The 18445-nt window shown below is 43.3% G+C and carries 25 protein-coding genes; 6 read left to right on the top strand and 19 right to left on the bottom strand.

Translation table 11 applies throughout. From position 1 onward, the window contains the following. Positions 1-95: 95 nt before the first annotated feature. From JOC76_RS09910 to ssb, 4 genes are all read right to left on the bottom strand, one after another. Positions 96-551: a hypothetical protein gene (locus JOC76_RS09910; protein ID WP_205177440.1), complete on the bottom strand. Its 456-nt coding sequence runs from the start codon at positions 549-551 to the stop codon at positions 96-98. Between the two features lie 91 nt (positions 552-642). Continuing rightward, positions 643-747 (bottom strand): helix-turn-helix domain-containing protein, encoded by a 105-nt coding sequence (locus JOC76_RS30840; protein WP_205177441.1) that lies wholly within the window; start codon positions 745-747, stop codon positions 643-645. A gap of 477 nt (positions 748-1224) precedes the next feature. Next, complete coding sequence (locus tag JOC76_RS09920; protein ID WP_205177442.1) at positions 1225-1452, bottom strand: hypothetical protein; 228 nt, start codon at positions 1450-1452, stop codon at positions 1225-1227. After that, entirely contained in the window at positions 1439-1813 is a 375-nt protein-coding gene (ssb, locus tag JOC76_RS09925; RefSeq protein WP_205177443.1) for a single-stranded DNA-binding protein, read from the bottom strand. Before ssb ends, JOC76_RS09920 begins: the two co-directional genes overlap by 14 nt. A 244-nt stretch (positions 1814-2057) precedes the next feature. Between ssb and JOC76_RS09930 the strand changes: the two genes are divergently transcribed. Both JOC76_RS09930 and JOC76_RS09935 read left to right on the top strand, forming a co-directional pair. Next, positions 2058-2489, top strand: a complete 432-nt coding sequence (locus JOC76_RS09930; RefSeq protein WP_205177444.1) for a YwpF family protein — start codon at positions 2058-2060, stop codon at positions 2487-2489. A gap of 92 nt (positions 2490-2581) precedes the next feature. Continuing rightward, positions 2582-2842 carry a hypothetical protein gene (locus JOC76_RS09935; protein WP_205177445.1) on the top strand — a complete coding sequence of 87 codons (261 nt, stop codon included), beginning with the start codon at positions 2582-2584 and terminating at the stop codon, positions 2840-2842. A gap of 45 nt (positions 2843-2887) precedes the next feature. Here the strand turns inward: JOC76_RS09935 and JOC76_RS09940 are convergent, their stop codons facing one another. From JOC76_RS09940 to spoIIID, 5 genes are all read right to left on the bottom strand, one after another. Beyond that, positions 2888-3247, bottom strand: a complete 360-nt coding sequence (locus JOC76_RS09940; RefSeq protein WP_205177446.1) for a hypothetical protein — start codon at positions 3245-3247, stop codon at positions 2888-2890. 279 nt (positions 3248-3526) lie between these two features. Further along, a complete protein-coding gene (fabZ, locus tag JOC76_RS09945) occupies positions 3527-3961 on the bottom strand; it encodes a 3-hydroxyacyl-ACP dehydratase FabZ (RefSeq protein ID WP_205177447.1) in 435 nt (144 codons plus the stop codon). Between the two features lie 74 nt (positions 3962-4035). Continuing rightward, complete coding sequence (locus JOC76_RS09950; protein ID WP_205177448.1) at positions 4036-4251, bottom strand: DNA-directed RNA polymerase subunit beta; 216 nt, start codon at positions 4249-4251, stop codon at positions 4036-4038. Positions 4252-4401: 150 nt separating this feature from the next. Continuing rightward, positions 4402-5403, bottom strand: coding sequence for a rod shape-determining protein (locus JOC76_RS09955; RefSeq protein ID WP_205177449.1), 1002 nt, complete (start codon positions 5401-5403; stop codon positions 4402-4404). A gap of 258 nt (positions 5404-5661) precedes the next feature. Then, complete coding sequence (gene spoIIID, locus JOC76_RS09960) at positions 5662-5934, bottom strand: sporulation transcriptional regulator SpoIIID (protein WP_007086083.1); 273 nt, start codon at positions 5932-5934, stop codon at positions 5662-5664. Positions 5935-6566: 632 nt separating this feature from the next. Between spoIIID and JOC76_RS09965 the strand changes: the two genes are divergently transcribed. Beyond that, positions 6567-6899 (top strand): MGMT family protein, encoded by a 333-nt coding sequence (locus JOC76_RS09965; RefSeq protein WP_205177450.1) that lies wholly within the window; start codon positions 6567-6569, stop codon positions 6897-6899. A 357-nt stretch (positions 6900-7256) separates the two neighbouring features. Here JOC76_RS09965 and JOC76_RS09970 read toward each other — a convergent pair whose 3' ends face one another. After that, positions 7257-9239 (bottom strand): penicillin-binding transpeptidase domain-containing protein, encoded by a 1983-nt coding sequence (locus JOC76_RS09970; RefSeq protein WP_205177451.1) that lies wholly within the window; start codon positions 9237-9239, stop codon positions 7257-7259. 282 nt (positions 9240-9521) lie between these two features. Beyond that, positions 9522-10295, bottom strand: coding sequence for a stage II sporulation protein SpoIIQ (gene spoIIQ / locus JOC76_RS09975; RefSeq protein WP_205177452.1), 774 nt, complete (start codon positions 10293-10295; stop codon positions 9522-9524). Between the two features lie 295 nt (positions 10296-10590). Between spoIIQ and JOC76_RS09980 the strand changes: the two genes are divergently transcribed. After that, complete coding sequence (locus JOC76_RS09980) at positions 10591-11688, top strand: GerAB/ArcD/ProY family transporter (RefSeq protein ID WP_205177453.1); 1098 nt, start codon at positions 10591-10593, stop codon at positions 11686-11688. 63 nt (positions 11689-11751) lie between these two features. Here the strand turns inward: JOC76_RS09980 and spoIID are convergent, their stop codons facing one another. The 7 genes from spoIID to JOC76_RS10015 all read right to left on the bottom strand — a co-directional run bounded on the left by spoIID (position 11752) and on the right by JOC76_RS10015 (position 16625). Beyond that, positions 11752-12792, bottom strand: coding sequence for a stage II sporulation protein D (gene spoIID, locus JOC76_RS09985; protein ID WP_205177454.1), 1041 nt, complete (start codon positions 12790-12792; stop codon positions 11752-11754). Positions 12793-12889: 97 nt separating this feature from the next. Next, entirely contained in the window at positions 12890-13033 is a 144-nt protein-coding gene (locus JOC76_RS09990) for a hypothetical protein (RefSeq protein WP_205177455.1), read from the bottom strand. A 112-nt stretch (positions 13034-13145) separates the two neighbouring features. Next, a complete protein-coding gene (gene murA, locus JOC76_RS09995; protein ID WP_205177456.1) occupies positions 13146-14456 on the bottom strand; it encodes a UDP-N-acetylglucosamine 1-carboxyvinyltransferase in 1311 nt (436 codons plus the stop codon). Between the two features lie 32 nt (positions 14457-14488). Then, positions 14489-15313: a YwmB family TATA-box binding protein gene (locus tag JOC76_RS10000; RefSeq protein ID WP_239557655.1), complete on the bottom strand. Its 825-nt coding sequence runs from the start codon at positions 15311-15313 to the stop codon at positions 14489-14491. Positions 15314-15635: 322 nt separating this feature from the next. After that, on the bottom strand, positions 15636-15869 hold the full coding sequence (locus JOC76_RS10005) for a DUF1146 family protein (protein WP_205177457.1): 234 nt from the start codon (positions 15867-15869) through the stop codon (positions 15636-15638). A 184-nt stretch (positions 15870-16053) separates the two neighbouring features. Next, positions 16054-16233, bottom strand: a complete 180-nt coding sequence (locus JOC76_RS10010) for a hypothetical protein (RefSeq protein ID WP_205177458.1) — start codon at positions 16231-16233, stop codon at positions 16054-16056. A gap of 65 nt (positions 16234-16298) precedes the next feature. Next, entirely contained in the window at positions 16299-16625 is a 327-nt protein-coding gene (locus JOC76_RS10015) for a YflT domain-containing protein (RefSeq protein ID WP_205177459.1), read from the bottom strand. A 166-nt stretch (positions 16626-16791) separates the two neighbouring features. Here JOC76_RS10015 and JOC76_RS10020 point away from each other — a divergent pair, with 166 nt between their 5' ends. Both JOC76_RS10020 and JOC76_RS10025 read left to right on the top strand, forming a co-directional pair. Continuing rightward, positions 16792-17130 (top strand): IDEAL domain-containing protein, encoded by a 339-nt coding sequence (locus tag JOC76_RS10020; protein ID WP_205177460.1) that lies wholly within the window; start codon positions 16792-16794, stop codon positions 17128-17130. Positions 17131-17197: 67 nt separating this feature from the next. Next, complete coding sequence (locus JOC76_RS10025; RefSeq protein ID WP_205177461.1) at positions 17198-17452, top strand: GlsB/YeaQ/YmgE family stress response membrane protein; 255 nt, start codon at positions 17198-17200, stop codon at positions 17450-17452. A 133-nt stretch (positions 17453-17585) separates the two neighbouring features. Here JOC76_RS10025 and JOC76_RS10030 read toward each other — a convergent pair whose 3' ends face one another. Continuing rightward, entirely contained in the window at positions 17586-18437 is an 852-nt protein-coding gene (locus tag JOC76_RS10030; protein ID WP_205177535.1) for a CheR family methyltransferase, read from the bottom strand. Between the last annotated feature and the right edge of the window lie 8 nt (positions 18438-18445).

An 18445-nucleotide genomic window follows, 5' to 3' on the forward strand; every position in this document is an offset into this window, starting at 1 on the left:
CCTTCTCCCTCCTTAGTTACTATATTTATACCAGATGAATGTAACAATCATGTTACAGAAAGAATAAAAGTGTATCACATTTTGTCTTATTTCTATTAAAATTGTCTATTCTGTGGCATAACAGTGTCAGTTTTTAGACGGCTAGGAACACTTTTTTCTGCGGAGAGATTCCGTTCCTTGTTCTTTTTTCGTGCCCGCATTTTCCGGTATGGGGAGGTTTCAAAATAAGTCACTCTTCCCTCTATTGTAAAAATAAAGTGAGTGAACACCTTTAGGAATTCTTCTTCCGTGGGCATTTTATCAGTGTCTGCAATTTGCAGCGAATTTCGCTGAAAGGATAGCAGGACATTATCACTATTAAGATGGATCAGGATGGTCGCATGCTCCTCAAGAGGAATAGATTGATAGGATGCGCTCATAGATGAAGGCTGAAATGGGAGTGACTGATCTGATAGTAAAACGGCATCATGTATACTTGGTTTTCTTGTTATGCGGATCTCCCGGTGCCCCATTATATCTCCAATAAAAATTAATCTATTATTATTCACCAAACACAAGACCTCCATTAATGACAATTCTTAACACTTTTTTTATTATTCGACAATAACTACCATTCTCCTGCATAAAAATAGTCCATTTTTCCTATTTGCGTAAATTTTCACATGCATAACGACTAATCGCTGACCGGTGCATCTTCTTCATCATTTCCGCAAGGGTTTCTTGCGACCAGTTTTGCTTATCAAGCAATTCTCTTAATTTATCTCATAAAGTCATTTTTTACCGCGGTAAAAACAATTCATGTTTTTAAATTAACGGTTTTGAAATGGAATAGGCTGGAATGTGAGTAGTGTTGTGCACAGTTTTCAAGAGGACGAGCCTGATTTAAATAAGGCGCTTGTTGATAAAAATAAACTCTAAAACGAAGACACACATCAAAGAAGCCGCTGACACGAGTTCAGCGGCTTCTTTTTAAAAAAACAGGGGGTTTTTCTATTATTTTACCCTGCCCGCTGGTTTCTATACATATAGTCAGAAAATTCTTGACTGACCCCTGCTATAAAAAAAATAGCATCATTAAGATGCCTGAAAGAACGAGGATGCGACCCGGGGAATTGCTTGATTTTTTATAGTAAAGGAAAAATATTTATGGTAAAAACCCGCTGTTATGCGAGCCCCTAATGGGCGGTTCAACTAGTGATGACGGCTCCGCCATCTTCATAAAAATCAAAGGTGTAATGGATATTTTTCTGAGTATGCTTGGTGGTGATGTTTTGGGTAGATTTCTAAGGGGTCTCTTTCCTTGATGACCAGATTTTGCTCCCGAATGAGCATTTCCAATTGGCGGACACGCGTTTGCAGGCTGTCGACATTTTTATTGGCCTTGCCAACCATCTTAATTAAACTTTCAAGCAGCTGTTCCAGGTTTTGTTGTTCGTCATCATGAAATCCCAACCGTCGTCTCCTCCTTTTTTTGCTCCGGAACGACACTTTGCGGCTTGGCACTCAAGAATCGAATCGTTTCGGCAACAACCTCGGTTACATATACCCTTTTTCCTTCTTTATTATCGTAATGGCGTGATTGGAGCCGGCCTGTGATGCCGACGACTGTACCTTTCCGGCAATATTGGCTTGTGTTTTCTGCCGCCCTCCGCCAAAGTGTGCATGGGACAAAATCGGCCTCCATTTCACCATTTTGATTGCGGAATGAGCGATTGACCGCAAGTGTAATATGGGTTACAGAGATTCCTTCTGTTGTCTTTTTCAACTCTGGATCCCGGGTCAACCGGCCGACAAGTGTAACTTGATTGATCATGCTTTCAACTCCTTTACCGTTTGATAGCCTTATCATATCGTCTCGGTTCATCTGTTGTAAAATGGCGAAAAGGAAAGTATCAGGGTGGTTTTTGTCGTAGATTGGTATTATCCCCCGTGTTTCTGACAAGGTTCCGTCCCTTTCTCACATAAAAATTGTTCATCTACAATTTGTCCAAAACTTTTCGACATTTGCTTTTTCCTGACATATGCTATAATTAGGAAAAAGTACACAGGAGGTAGCGATGAAATCTTTTAAGTTGTATTCATTGGAAGTCGTAGAAGATGAAAATTCTGTGGAAATCCCCTTAGTGGATGGCTTGATTTTGAACAAAGAAGATGAACACTCCACCTGGCTACTAGAAGCTTACACAGACCTGTCCCTCTATGATTATTTTAAAAAGCTCTCCGAAGAAGACCGAGACATGATTCTTGAAGCGGTTATTACCAAGAAGGAGAACGCCCCTGCCTATTTTCAAACTAAGATCTGCTCGCTGATTCAATTCGAAAAACATATAAGCGTCCTATTCCAAGGCCGTCTGCGCCGCAATAAGAGTGATTATTCCGAGCTATTGCTCGATAGTCTTATCGAAAAAGGGTTAAAAGGCCAGGCATTGCTGAAGGAATTCAAGGAAAAAATGCAAAGCAAACCAAAAATAAAAGTGAAAAATCATTAATACCAGCCCCTGGCTGGTTTTTATTTTGTGAACTTTTTGTTGCTTTTTGAAGTATATCTAGGGATACTTATTTATCAAGGGGGGGAAATTTTTTGGAAAGTGCAATTGGTTTAATTATCAGTCTAGCTTTTGCTATATTCTTGTATATCGATGCACCCAAGCATCATAAGAGCCGCTGGCTGTGGGCCATTTTAGGATTTATCTTCGGTCCAATCGCCTTGGGTATTTATTTTATTAAAACTGGTCGCAAGGTGGCAGGCTGGATTATTACCATCCTTGCGATCCTTTTTTATGTTGTGATCATTATCGTGATTGTGTTTGCAATCGCATTGATGGCGAACGGTTTTTCTTAAAGATATTACGATTGAGGGAGGGACAGGCTTAGCCTGCCCCTATTCTTATTGATCGCGGTTGTTGCGGTCGTTTCGATCCAGATCATCCTCGATGATTTCTTCCTGCTTGGTGTTCCTGTCTTTCATCGGGTCTTTGTCGGTATCAGTGTTTCTGTCATTTGTATTTCTAAAGCGACCATGGTCGTTCACATCATCGTCATCGAGATTGTTGTTATCCATTAAACTGTCGTTGTTGTCGTCCTTTAGTTTGTTATCGGCTGGATTTTGGATTCTGTTATTGGTCGGATTTTGAATATCATTATCGGTTACTGGTGTTTTGGGATTATCATCATTGTTGTTACAACCGGTTAATAAGATTCCTGAAAGAATTGACCCAAGCAGTAGTTGAAAAATCCTTATCTTCACGTAAAGGTCCCCTTTCGCAAGTGTTTAGCGTTATTAGGGTGCCCTCGGTAAGCTCCTTCTTATCCATAGTGCCCGTTAAATTTGGTTGTTGATTTCCGCTCCAGGCGCTCGCTTTCCGCGGGCGTGCCGGGGAGCCTCCTCGGCGCTGAAGCGCCTGTGGGGTCTCCCCTGTCCCGTACTCCCGCAGGAGTCGAGCGCCTTCCTCTCCAATCAACAGGAGTGTTTAACAGAGCATATCCATAAAAAAACGGCTGTGATCGCTCCAGCCGCTTGGTAAACTTATTCCTTTTTCTCGCCAAGTGCAAACGTGATTTCTGCCTCGCAGCAAATTTCACCGTCAACAGTCGCAACAGCTTTCCCTTTACCAACTGGTCCGCGCAGACGTGTCATTTCGACTTCAAGGCGAAGCTGGTCGCCAGGTTTTACTTGCTTTTTAAAGCGGCAACCGTCGATTCCAGCAAAAAAAGCTAATCGACCGCGGTTTTCTTCTTTTTTCAACATGGCCACAGCCCCGACCTGCGCAAGTGCTTCTACGATGAGCACGCCAGGCATGACTGGGTATTCTGGGAAGTGTCCGTTGAAAAACTCTTCATTGGCCGACACATTTTTAATGCCAACCGCTCTTTTCCCTTCTTCTACTTCCAAGATGCGGTCAACCAATAAAAATGGGTAACGATGCGGAATGATTTCCTTGATTTGTTCGATATCCAACATATTTAGTACCTCCTCCTAGTAACTGATTCCATTCTACTACATCAAAATAGGAAGGGCAATTGCTCCCTTCCCAGTTATTTCTTATCCACTAGATCAACGATATGTGTCCAGGTTGATTCTTTCCATATGTCTCCCACATTTCCGCCGCCGAGCATTCCGTATCCCACCGCAGACCCCGCGATTAAGCAGATCACGACACTCACCAACAAAAGAACCAAACGAAGCCATATCGGAATCAAGCGAACCCGAACTCGCTTATGCACTTGGGGCTCTGATGATTTATCCGTCATTTGCTAATCCCCTTTTTGGAAGCATGGGGACGGTTCTCTTGATTCTTTTGGAATCGGGGGGACGGTTCTCCCGCTTCCAAGGAAGCACAAGAACCGTCCCCATTGATTCCATGATTGGGAAGCAGAAGAACCGTCCCTATGATTTCTTTCTTATCCTAGTTTCCGGTTTGGAATACGGTCGATGTTGTCGAGCATGATGCCGGTGCCGATGGCTACGCAGTCCATTGGGTTTTCGGCTACTAGTACTGGTACTTTTAGCTCTTCAGCGAGGAGCATGTCGATGCCGTGCAGCAATGCGCCGCCTCCGGTTAAGATAACACCGCGGTCGATTATGTCGGCTGAAAGTTCTGGCGGTGTGCGCTCCAATACACTTTTAGCAGCTTGTACAATGACAGCCACTGATTCACGCAATGCACCTTCGATTTCTTCCGAGCGAACGGTAATCGTGCGTGGTAGTCCGCTCACCATGTCACGGCCGCGAATTTCCATTTCCTCTGAGCGTGAACCTGGGAACACGGTACCGATGTTAATTTTAATATTTTCAGCCGTGCGTTCCCCGATCAATAACTTATATTCGCGCTTGATATGGTTAAGGATTTCCATGTCGAACTTGTCGCCGGCCATTTTGATAGAGGAAGAAGTTACGATATCGCCCATGGAAAGGACGGCTACATCGGTTGTTCCTCCCCCGATATCAACGACCATGTTACCACTTGGCTGGAAGATGTCCATGCCGGCCCCAATCGCTGCCACCTTCGGCTCTTCTTCCAAGTAAATCTTTTTGCCACCGCTTTTTTCAGCCGCTTCCCTGATTGCTTTTTGCTCAACGCTTGTGATGTTCGTTGGGCAGCAGATCAAGATACGCGGCTTTGATAAAAAGCCTTTTACGTTTAATTTATTAATAAAGTGTTTTAGCATCGCTTCGGTTACATCGAAGTCAGCGATAACGCCATCTTTAAGTGGACGAATTGCCACGATGTTTCCAGGTGTACGGCCCACCATGCGGCGTGCTTCTTCCCCTACAGCTAAAACCTTATTTGTATTTTTATCAATCGCCACGACAGAAGGTTCATTTAGTACAATTCCTCGGCCTTTCACGTGAATCAGCACGTTCGCCGTTCCTAAGTCTATCCCTATATCTCTTGCAAACATTCTCTTTTCTTTCCTCCTTGGAAACAAAAATCCACTATCTTTTCCTAATAGACTATTTTATCATATTCCTTAACTTTTCCATAACAATTTATTACCATTACTATGACTTTTGTTGGATTTTGTCGAAAAAGATTTTTCAGCCAAGAGAATGTCTGTTTCTTCTCATGAAAAGAGCAATCTGGGACCAGATTGCTTGTTTCATCTTTTTTCAGTTTTCATGACGTTTTTACCGGATAAATGAGGTGTTGGGCTTTCGGCTTATTTTACAGCCTCGCCTTCTTTTTCTTCTTTTTGATATTTCATTTTTGTCGCCTCTCCACCCCTGAGGTGACGGATTGATTTATGATAATCTAGGATTTCCTTTACCTCATTTGCCAACTCTGGATTAATCTCAGGAAGTCTTTCCGTTAGATCCTTATGGACTGTACTTTTGGATACGCCAAACTCCTTCGCAATGACGCGAACTGTTTTCCTCGTCTCCACGATATACTTTCCAATCTTGATAGTTCTCTCTTTGATGTAATCGTGCACACTCTCGCCCTCCCTAAATTGGATGTGAGACATGTGAAATGAGACCCGCTTTCACTTCGACGAATTCTGCTTCCGTGTGTAGTGTTAATGGTGACAGGCACCACATTAAGACAAAAGTCCACGCTAGGAGGACATATGAATCCTACTGGTTCCACACGGCAGAAAGTGGTTACCTTCTGTCAATACGATGAATAATCATGTCCCTGGCTCAATACTTGCTATCTCCAAACGACTCCTCACCTCAAACACTCTCTTTGTAAAGGTTTGTAACCATTTTATTAGCTTGGATACGGGTTTATGCACAATTTACTGAATCTGGACAAGGGTCGTTTAGAGAATCTTTCGAAAATGGGACAATGTTATTTTTTTCGACAATCGCAAGAATCTAGGAATACCAAGGGTTTGCACCATCTTTTCGTTCTAAATGTGGGATATTTTTTTTATGAAATTGTCGAATGATTTTTTTGGAAAATGTTATTCTATTGTTTCGGATTTATGATTTTTCTGTCGGATTTATCGCCGTTCTGAAAGGGAATCCAGCCTAGGCGAATTCTCTTTTTATCTGTTTCAAATAATATATAATGTTTTTATCATAAATTATTCTACTATCCGGTAGGAAAGGATCGAACATAATGACACCCTTTACGGAAAATGTTATAGAGATTATTCGCAGTATTCCTGCAGGCAAGGTGATGACCTATGGGCAGATAGCGACTCTCGCCGGAAGTCCTCGTGCCGCCCGTCAGGTGGTACGTGTCCTGCATTCGATGAGCAAAAAATATAAGCTTCCTTGGCACCGTGTGATCAACAGCAAGGGTCAGATTGCTCTTTCAGATGATGAGTTTTATCATGAGCAGTTGTTTTCGCTTGAAAGTGAAGGTGTTGAGTTTGGGTTGAATGGGGTTATTGATTTGGCCAGGTATCAGTATCATCCTGTGGGGGAGTCGGGTATTGGGGGTGAATAATTTCTTAACGATGCTCTGGGGTTCAACGACCGATTGACGCCCTTTACGATACTGACAGTCCATGAAGGTGTCGTTCATCGACCTTTCAGACCAACCGAACGTCGCTTTAGGCCATGAAGACACCTTTCACAGACCGACCGGCCACCTTAACGTCGCTTTCGGGCCATGAAGGCACCTTTCATCGACCTTCAGACCACCCTTACGACACTTTCGGACCATAACAGCACCTTTCATCGACCGTCAAACCGACCGAGCGCCGCTCCCGGTCCATAAGACCACCCTAACTCTGCCATTAACCCCCGCCTCTTACATACAAAAAAAGCACAAGTGACACTTCCCCTCACTTGTGCTCCTCCCTTATTTCCACTTCTCAAACACATTCTTCACTTTCTTCACCGGCACCTGCGAGCCACCCTTACCTTGGACATTCTCCACCATCATCGCCACAAGCATTCGTGGCGATCCCGTGTTATAAGCAATAAACCAGCCATTCTCCGTGCCGGTCACCCCTTGCTTCTGCTTAATCTCAGCCGTCCCCGTCTTGCCAGCCAGCGGAATCCCTGCCATCTCAGCAGCATGCGCTGTACCCCCGGGATCACTGACAACCTTCCGCAAATCCGCCGCAATGACTCCCGCATTCTCAGCCGAAACAACTCCCTGCTTCCACACCTGGCCCTGCTGTTCATCTGCCAGCAGTATCGGCTTCCTCACATTGCCATCCTCATTCACAAACGGCGTATAGGCCGCCAGCAAGTGAACAATACTCATCTCGACCTGCCCCTGACCATAGCCAGAATCAGCAAGTGCAATCTCACTGCCCATGGTGCCTGTCACCGACTTCTCCAGTGGAAACGGATACCCTAAATCCTCTTCAAAGCCGAACTTTTTCAGACCATCCACAAACTTGTCTTTGCCGATCTTCAGCGCAGCCTGCGCAAAATAAATATTATCAGAATAAACGAGTGCCTTTTCTAAATTGACCGGATCCGTCCCGGTATGCACCCTTGTCACAAAATAGTTGCCCCATGACTTATCCTTTTGCCACTGCTTGCCGATAATCGGCATCCCTTCACCCGGAACAATCGTGCCATTGGTGAGCCCAACTGCTGCCGTCAACGGCTTCATCACCGAGCCTGGCGCATAGTCCAGCTTAAAGCGGGTCGCGAGTGGATTCCCAGGGTTGTCTTGCAAAGCCTTCCACTCGTCCGCAGAAAACCCTAGCACCGCCTGGTTCGGATCGAATGACGGGCTGCTCACAAGGGCCAGCGTCTCTCCCGTCACTGGGTTCATCGCCGCTGCCGTCCCAGACTCACCATTCAGTTCGCCATACACCAGCTTCTGCAGCTCGGCATCAATCGTCAGCTTCACATCCTTGCCATCGACCACCGGCTTCTCGGCAAGCACCACATCCGCCGCGCCCTCCGCCTTCTTATTAATCACAATCTTGACACCGGTCGTTCCTCGCAGCTGCTCGTCCAGCACCTGCTCAAGACCGCGCTTTCCAATCACATCATGGCTCGTATAGCCTTTATCCTTAAGCCTCTCCAGCTCGTCAGCGGTAATCGCTCCCACATAGCCTACAAGCTGGGCCGCCGCCTGTCCATATGGATACACCCGTGCGTTCACCTTCCGCGTTTGTACCGGCTCAAGCGCCACCAATTGCTTAATCCGTTCCTGATCGTTCATCGAAACTTTCGCGAGAGGCACAAACTGCCCCGTCTGCACCCAGCTCGCCCCGACCGCCTTCGTAATCTGCTCCGGTCTCATTTTTAACAGCGACGCCAGTTGCGCTAACACCGGGGCATCCAGCTTCCCAGCGACCACCCCAACTTCATATACCTGGCCATTCACCGCAAGGCCCGTGCCATTTCGGTCCAGAATCTCACCGCGCGTAGGCGCCGTCGTGCTCACGCCAATCGTGTCACCTTCTTTTAATTTTGGAAAAATGAACTCAGTATTCCAGTCTACATACCAGTTCTTGTTATCGTCCTGTTTTTCTTCTTGCATTTTAGCTTGCTGGCTAAATTTTATCGTTCCCGCTATTGAATTCATACTAACGGTAAAAGTATAGTGATCCTGTTCTTTCTTTGGTTTTTTGAACCCAATCTTGAGGTCTGTAATCTGAAGATCTTTGTAAATCTTTTGATAACGGCTCGTAAACTGTTCTTTGCTGATCTGCTTTTTCGCATCACTCGAAAGATAATCGTACATCTTTGCAAACTTTTGCTGGTTCCATAAGGCAACGTAATCAGAGAATCGTTCTTCTGAGGTGGGTTCCTTGCTGCAGCCTACAAGAGTAATCATGACGAGCAGGAGCAAGAACCCGACTAATTTCTTCAACTCAAACCCCCTCCTTTATTTCCCATTTTAACATATTTACTGGAGGAACCACTCTGACCAAGCCCAGATTTGCACCAGTCGTCACAATTTAATTTACCTTTTAGAAAATATTAATCGTTTATTAATAGTTTGTTCATATATAGACGCTATACTATATGTATTCACACTTATTCAAACCCCCTTTGATAATCCGGCCAATGTGCCGGATTTTTTTTTGCCCAAACGGAATCAAGGGGACGGTTCTCCTGCTTCGGAAGCAGGAGAACCGTCCCCTTGATTTTATTATGAGTTGCTATTGTCTGTTGAGTTAGTTGAGTCGTCGTTTGTTGGTGTTTTAGACGATTCTTGGCTGTCATTTGAAATGTTTTCTTGTTGCAGTGTGCTCAACGATTTTTCGAAGTAATTCGTTGGGTTTACTGCAATTCCGTCTTTACGGATTTCAAAATGTACATGAGTTCCAGCTTTTTCGTTTAACAAGCTTTGTCCAGCCTTGGCAATAACTTGTCCTTGATCTACTTGGTCGCCAACCTTAACTTTTATGTCTTTAACGGATTGATATTGAGTTACAATACCTTTGTCATGTTCGATTTCAATGACATTCCCTAGTGTGGCATCTTCATCTACGCGTGTAACAGTTCCGCTAAGTGATGCAGTTACATCAAAGCTGTCACCGTTTTTCACCGTAATGTCTATTCCAGTGTTTGGTACATAGGTATTATTATAGAATACTAATGCACTTTCCTGGTCTGCTGCTTTGCCTTGGAAATCATAGAATTTCGTTTTGACGACAGCATCAGCGGCGTTTGCTACAGGCATTTTGAAGTTTTCGATTGATTTGTTTACTTCAACTGCTGGAGCATTGTTCTTTTTCCCGGAAAGGTCTGTAGCATTGTAACTATACTTATTCGTGTTGCTGCTGAATGATTGATACCATAGAACCCCGGTTAAAATGATAGCTGCACTTGCGATATAGATGGCTGGAAATACCCAACGCTTTTTGAAGAAGCGTTTTACACTGGAACTTTGAGAAGATCGTTTGTTTTCTTCCTCTCTCATTTTCATCACCTCAGCAATCAGTCTGAACAGATAAATAGAATTATATACACAGGTCTAAAAAAATTTTTAAAACTTATTTTTCGACAACGTGCATGTTTTTATGCATGATTTCAGAAAAATTTTATTGGAGCTTTTCAGACCAACTAGCTTGGGTGTTGCACCAAGCTTTTTTACGTTTTCATTGTGGTCAAAACATGGCACTAGGAAATCTACTAATAAAATGTCATAAAAAGGAAAATATATTATAAATAAGGTAGGAAGGTTCTATATGAACCATCTTTTTAAGGAGAAGCCTATGGAGAAGGTACGCATAAGTTCATACCAATTGTTCATCCTGGTTGTTTTATTTGAATTAGGCACGGCCATTTTGTTTAATCCAGGAGGCTTAGCCAAACAGGATGCTTGGATCGCTAATCTATTAGGACTTGCGGCGGGTCTATTACTTTTTTGGGTCTACTATCGTCTCTTTCGCTATTATCCAGATATCCCCCTAACGAGTTACGCACAAAAAATAATCGGAAAATGGTTGGGAAGTATTATTGCTTTGCTCTATATTGTTTATTTTTTATATCAGAGCTCAAGAATTTTACGGGATATTGGCGAACTTTTAATCACCACGCTTTACAACCAGACACCGTTGCTGGTCTTAAATACGTTTATGCTGTTTACATTACTGTACGGAGCCTTTAAAGGGATTGAAGTTGTTGCAAGGGTTGGGGAGCTTTGCTTTCCTATTGTCTATTTATTAGCGATTTCGGGCTTTTTGGCGATTCTCCTTACTGATATTGTCCACTTAGATAACCTAAAACCGATACTTGAAAATGGCGGGGGAATCATTTTAAAAACAGTTTTCAGGTCAACTTTAAATTTTCCTTTCGGGGAAATGGTAGTCTTCACGATGCTTTTGCCTTATTTAAACAAACCGAAAAAAGTGTTACATATTTGTCTGGGCGGTGTGCTATTAAGCGGTATCAATATAACGATAACATCGATCATCAATATTGCGGTTTTAGGGGTAGATCTGTTCATTCGCTCCCCCTTTCCGCTCTTTAACACCATTAGAAAAATCGAACTCTCCACATTTCTTCAACGTCTCGATGTTTTTTTCATTCTATATTTAATCGTAGCGGGATTTTTTAAATTGTATCTCTATTTTTATGTAGCTGTAGTGGGTGCTGCTGATCTTTTTAAAATCAAAAATCAGACTAAACTTGTTTTACCACTAGGCACGTTGATTTTTTTTGGGTCCATTACAATCGCTTCCAATTATGCCGAACATATAAAAGAAGGAATCGTCCTGATTCCTTATTTTGTTCATATGCCGTTTCAAGTTATTATTCCCGTGATTCTCTTAATCGTTGCTTTTTTTAAAAGTTACAAAAGTAGTAAATGACCCCACATCCCCAGCAGACCAAACATTAAAAAGCCAGGCATCGCTGCCTGGCTTTAGTTAACCTTATTTTTGTGCCGTTAACGTCGAGAGCATGCTTACTGCAGAAGTTATCTTGACACCTTGATAATAGTGCATGACGATTTTCTTGTAATCGGCTCCTTCTTCGGCCATACCGTTCGCGCCGTATTGACTCATGCCGACACCGTGGCCGAAGCCTTTCGTCGTAATGACAATATTATTTCCCTTACGCTGCCAAGTAAAATCAGATGATTTCAAATCTAATTTTTCACGAATTTCCTTACCGGTCAGCACTTTGCCGTTGAAATTCACTTTCCCCACCCGTTTACCGGTCGTGCGTGCGACAATTTTGCCAATCGTCGAGCTCGAACCTATTTTCACCCCGAGCTTCGCTTCAAATTGATTCACCGTCATCACCTTTTGGTTGGAAAATTTCGGTGACTCTTTATCCCAGGGGCTCGATACACTTCGTAAATAAGGAATACTACCCGTCCAGTAGTCTTCAGAGTTTTCCGTGTAGCCATTCCCTGTTGAGAAGAACAGAGCATCAATTGGCTTTCCATCGTAAGTCAAAATCTGGGCGCCTGTTGAGCGAACTGCCTCGACGATTTTCTTCTTTTTCCAAGTATAATCCTGACCCCAGTCCCGTCGCATTTCCGCATCATTCATATACACCTGATGAATTTGAGTATCCGTGACCTGTGCTCCCTCTGGTGCCCCCATCGTGTCCTTCGAGATCAGTCTGTTGACGATATACGTTCTTGCCGCAAGCGCCTGTGCCTTGAGCGCTTCTTCCTTGAATTCAGCAGGCATTTCCGCTGCGACTACACCAACAAGATAATCTTCTAAGGGGACTTTTTCGATCACCTTTTTAGCTGAACGAAAAACAGAGACCGTTACCGCTGTATCCGCGTCTGGACTTGAAACCGTTGGCGTTTGTTTTGCTGAAGCCTTTGTTACGTCTTCGCCTAGCTTTCCGCTCGTCTTTTGCGTATTAGAGAATGGCAGGACAACGACAGAGGGAATAATGATCGTCAAGGCAATGAGGAGTGATGCTAGTAGGATGAGTGGTTTGATTTTAATCATGATAGTGCCTCCAGTTTGTCAAAATTTCAGAGCCAGCACAATCTGCCGGAATACATCTCCATTCATACATATGGAAGCGGACAAGCATTTATTACAACTAATTTCGACTAAAAGACAGCATTTTGGTGACAGGCACCGTTTCTACTATTCTCTTTATTACCAAAGTAGAAAACGACGAAACGGTGCCTGTCACTATTTTCTTTATTGCCACAGTAACAAGCCGCGAAACGGTGGCTGTCACCCACTGTTCCCCCTTAAACTAAAGAATCCCTTAGTACTGCAGCCGTCGGATATCAGACGACTGCCTACTAAGGGATTCTTTCACTTCTATTTCACTATTTTAGATTATGCTTTTAAGCGTTCATGTCAGAGATGAATTTCTCTACTTCGACAAATTTCTCTTCTTCTTCTTTCACACGCTCAATATCTGCACCTAACCCTGCTAGCTTGCCATGGAAGTTTACATAACCGCGGTCTAAGTGTTTCAACTCCGTCACGCGTGTCATACCTTCAGACACCAAACCAGTTAAGATTAACGCAGCAGCGGCACGAAGGTCAGTAGCAGAAACTTCCGCACCTTGTAAATTCGATGGACCATTTAAAATAACAGAACGGCCCTCAATCTTGATATCCGCATTCATGCGGCGGAATTCTTCCACATGCATAAAACGGTTCTCAAACACCGTTTCCGTAATCATAGAAGTACCCTCAGCACGAAGCAATAATGCCATCATTTGGGACTGCATATCCGTTGGGAAACCAGGGTGTGGCATCGTTTTAATATCGACAGCCTTCAAACGATCAGGACCGATAACACGAACGCCATCCTCTTCCTCATGAATCTCAACACCCATCTCTTCCATTTTCGCAATCAAAGAAGATAAATGTTCAGGCACAGCACCTCTAACCAAGACATCTCCGCCCGTAATTGCTGCAGCCACCATAAATGTACCTGCTTCAATCCGGTCAGGAATAATTGTATGATCAGCGCCGAATAATACATCAACGCCTTCAATTCGTAAAGTACCAGTACCAGCACCCTTCACGCGAGCGCCCATTTTATTCAAGAAATTAGCTAAATCGACAATTTCAGGTTCTTTGGCAACATTCTCAATAATGGTCGTACCTTGCGCAAGACTTGCTGCCATCATGATATTTTCAGTTGCCCCAACACTTGGGAAGTCTAAATAAATCTTAGCACCCTTTAAGCGGCCGTCAACCTCCGCTTCAATAAAACCATTTCCGACCTTAACCTTCGCACCCATCGCTTCAAAGCCTTTTAAGTGCTGGTCAATCGGACGGGATCCAATCGCACAGCCGCCTGGTAAAGCGACGCGAGCCCGGCCATTACGAGCCAATAGCGATCCCATAACAAGAACAGACGCACGCATTTTTCGTACGTATTCAAATGGTGCCTCTTCTTTTAACACTCTAGATGCATCAACAACAACGGTATTATTGTCAAAAGCCACTTCAGCGTTTAAGTTACGTAGCACTTCATTAATTGTGTATACATCGGAGAGTGTGGGTACATCACGTAGCACACTTTTTCCATCACTTGCTAATAATGTTGCAGCGAGAACTGGCAGTACGGCATTTTTTGCACCTTCAACTTTTACCGTTCCATACAGCCTTTGTCCGCCGCGGACGATGATCTTTTCCAAGAGTATTCCCCTCCGCGTCCATTTTCTCTATATTAATATTCAATCGTAATGATAGGGGTTCCTATAACTATGGTAGTCTCCCCGCCCATTCCTTCGGAGCGTAAGCCAATTTGTAAATTCATGTTATGCAATTTGTGATCTATGGAGCCTGTAAACATTGGCGATGATGCCGAAACCGACATGAAATTCTCCTCTTTTAACGCTTCGATCTCTTTCGCATTAAAATCTGACATCACCCTGTCAGCTTTTTTTGCTAAAGCCTTACCAATCTTATCACTGAAAACGCCTTTCATACAAGAGAAAACTGTAGGTTTTCCCCGAAATATGTCTGAAAGCCTACCCTCGAATTCTTTAGTAGTGAAAAAGCCCTCAGCCGCCTTGTTCCACTCGCTTCCACGAACACTATATACTATATACGCATCAACAGGTTGTTCTGTGTGGGAAGTCAATATTTGTAGCATTTCTTGGTGGTTTTTAGATGTTGGAGATATTGCTGTCGCTTGCCACTTCTGGCTTGTATTCGTTACAGTCCATTTCCAATTCGGAAACTTCTGCTGAAGCTTTTTCGCATAATCTTGCACTTCCTCAACACTTTTCATGCTCGTTACATGTTCACGTGCATAAAAAGACCAATCATCGAGCAAAATATCTTCGGCTTGCAAAACAGAGGCTATTTTCGCTAAATCATCGGCACCTTTTGGTAAAATTGACGAGGTGCTGCCGGTCTCTTCTAGTGAAAAAAGTTTCTCGGCGGCTGTCCGCACACTCATTGCTTCAGTTGTTCGGTTTCCCATCACAACAAGGATCAAACTGACAATCGAGATCATATATAAAAAATTCTTAAAAAGTCGCATCATTTCTCAAACTCCCCCCTCCCTACCATTGTGGCCAGGCAGTACGGAAGCAATACTTAAGAAATGTCGTCACTTTTTGACAAAGATAAGCTGTTGGACATGCTTAGCTTTCCACATAAACTCGATTGTACTCAAAATATCGTGATTTGGATACATGCAAGAAGACCTAAATTTTTTCCAATTTTGGAATCATAGGGACGGTTCTCGTGCTTCTTTTGGAATCATAGGGACGGTTCTCCTGATTCCCTCTAAAACGCAAAGAAGCACAGGGACGGTTCTCCTGATTCCCTCGCAGCATGGCAAAACCTACCACTATTCCGGCATATTACTGCAGGATCGATGGCAGCTGTTGTGACCATTGAAGATAGTCAAGGAAAAAGTTACTAACAGATGAGCCGAGAAAAATAGCTAATAATATGTATAGCAGCCGCGCCTGGAACACATGGTTCGGCTTCAACAGCTTCTCTAAGCGAACGGCCTGCAGTGCATACCAGGCTAACGCAATAAAGATAATATGTGACAGGATGCTTACTAACGCTATTTGCCCTAAATCACCCATTAATCGATCCTCCCTTACTAGGTCCAATGAATATTCTACCATATAGACGAATGAAAACCAGAAAAGATTCACCAATAGGATTATTTCGGAAAATTCTAAATATAGAAAGGGTTTCCATACAAATTACCTGCCTAAACAATGATCCTTCCAATAAAAGACCGGTGTTTACGCAGGCATACCTAACTTATATCTCATTCCACACTCGTTCCATATTCAAGGGTACAAACACCCGCTCCCCGTGAATTTCCTTATGAAGAATCAGTCTTTCAAAGTTCTCCTCAAGGCTGTGCTTTTTACTTTGATTATGTCTTGCCTTGCGCTCGACACCTAGTAATTTCTCCAAACTTTGTCTTGAAAATTTCATCTCTTATTCACCTCATTTTTTTTTAGGAAGAAACGATAGGATCCCCTATCGTTCCTCAGTATTCGTTATGCCGATTTTGTCGCTATTACAAGGACCTTCCCGTGGTCTAATTCCTCTTCATAACGTTCTGCCTCTGTATCTGACAATCCCAATGATTCTAGCTTGACGCGAAGTTCATCCCCACGCGTGCGGAATACATTGGCCAACGAACCGAGCACCCCTTGTTCCTCTATACCAATGCCAGTAAGACCGAGCGATTCGGTTAAATCCTTCGATCGTTCCTTGTTATGTGTCAATAAGTAAATGTCATCCTTAGTGAAGCCTTGCATCATCAACTGCTCAATTTCCTTTTTCGCTTGAACACCATTTTCAACTACTTTAACTGTTTCCATTTTCAATTCCTCCTTTAATCAATTTCTGTCACGTATATAACCGCTCTCGCGGAAATCAAACCTACTTTTCCTAAAAATAATCAAGTTAAGAATCTTCCAATCGTGGGTATATAAAAACCACTTCATCTATTGTTCTATGAAAACTCATTTTCCGGAGGTGTATATGATGAAAAATCTAATCTGTAAAAATTGTGGAAATGCAGAATTCAAGGTGCTAGCTGTCGGGGAAACGCTCTGTAAGTGTGGTCGCCGGTTAACGATGCTAAGTGATTATCGCTGGGGAAACACCACAAAATGGACGGAGCTTCAAAAACGCCGTGCCGAAATTATTTCAAAAATTAGTTTGTTAAAACGAGAGATTGATAAATGCCTGGATGAACGGGATGAAGAAGGTTTTATGAAACGTACACTTGAATTAAAGCTTTGCGAGCACTTTTTAGGTCGGGAACTGCAGGTTTCCGAGCACCAGCTCATGGAGGCTATAAAAGAAAATCTACGTCATTAGGTTTCATTTTTCACATTGCGGGTACTTAATTACCATACTCATTGAAAAAAAGAAAGGAGAGATTTTCATGGGATTTATTTGGTCATTAATTATTGGAGGAATTATCGGTTGGTTGGCTGGACTCATTCTTGGACGTGACATACCAGGAGGAATCATCGGAAATATTATTGCTGGATTTATCGGGGCATGGCTTGGTTCCTTAATATTAGGAGGATGGGGGCCGGTGATCGGTGGATTCTATATCCTTCCAGCGCTTATCGGTGCGATTATACTCGTATTTGTCTTGAGTCTTATTTTAAAAGGGATGAGAAAAACAGCATAATGTTGAGAAGGCTGCCAAATCGGCAGTCTTTTCTTATTTTTTGAAGAAAAAATGCCTCACCCTAATTGGGGAGGCATCAAAAACTTAGTATCCGACCATTTTTCAGCGATTTTTCAACCGTTTTCAGCGATTTTTAAATCTTCCGGTAAATCCTTTCTTGCGTAATAAACTCCCCGTACTTCAAACTCTTCGGAACAAACAGCAGCGACTCTTTGCTGCCAAAGCCGACAAAACCTCCATCAGCCAGGCTGCTATAAATCAAGCGGTGGACTTGCTGCTGCAGCTCATTGTCAAAATAAATCATCACATTCCGGCATAAAATCACATGAAATTCATTAAACGAGCCATCCGTTACCAAATTATGCTGCGCGAAAAATAAATTTTCCTCTAAGACAGGGAAAAAATAAGCATACTGGTGGTCGGTCGTATAATACTCCGAAAAAGCTTTTTTACCGCCTGCTTTCAAGTAGTTTTTCGTATACTGCTGCATTTTTTTCAAAGGAAAAGCTCCCTTTTGTGCCGCAAGCAACGCCTTTTCATTCATATCGGTGGCATAAATTTTCGTTTTTTTCGCCAAGCCCTCTTCCCTCATCAAAATCGCCATCGAATAAACCTCTTCGCCCGTGGCACAGCCGGCATGCCAGATGCGAATCTCGGGGAGATCTCGCAGCAATGGCACCACCTGATTGCGGAAAGCTGCAAAAAAACTAGGGTCGCGATACATTTCCGTCATCCGGATTGATAGGTCATTTAACAAACGTTCCAAATAACCCTGTTCGTGGAGGACTTTTTCCAAGAGGGCCGTTATCGTCGGGAGTCGCTCTGCCTTCATACGGTTTAGAATCCTTCTTCTTAACGAAGCCCGCACATACCCTCTAAAGTCATAGCCATACATCTGATAAAGGCCTTCTAGCAGCAAGTTCATTTCCACTTCCTGCAATTCGTTAGTAGGTTCCTCTGCTTCTGTTAAAAATTCAATCGGCATGTCGTTGT

The sequence above is a fragment of the Neobacillus cucumis genome (assembly GCF_016908975.1).
Taxonomy (GTDB): domain Bacteria; phylum Bacillota; class Bacilli; order Bacillales; family Cytobacillaceae; genus Neobacillus; species Neobacillus cucumis.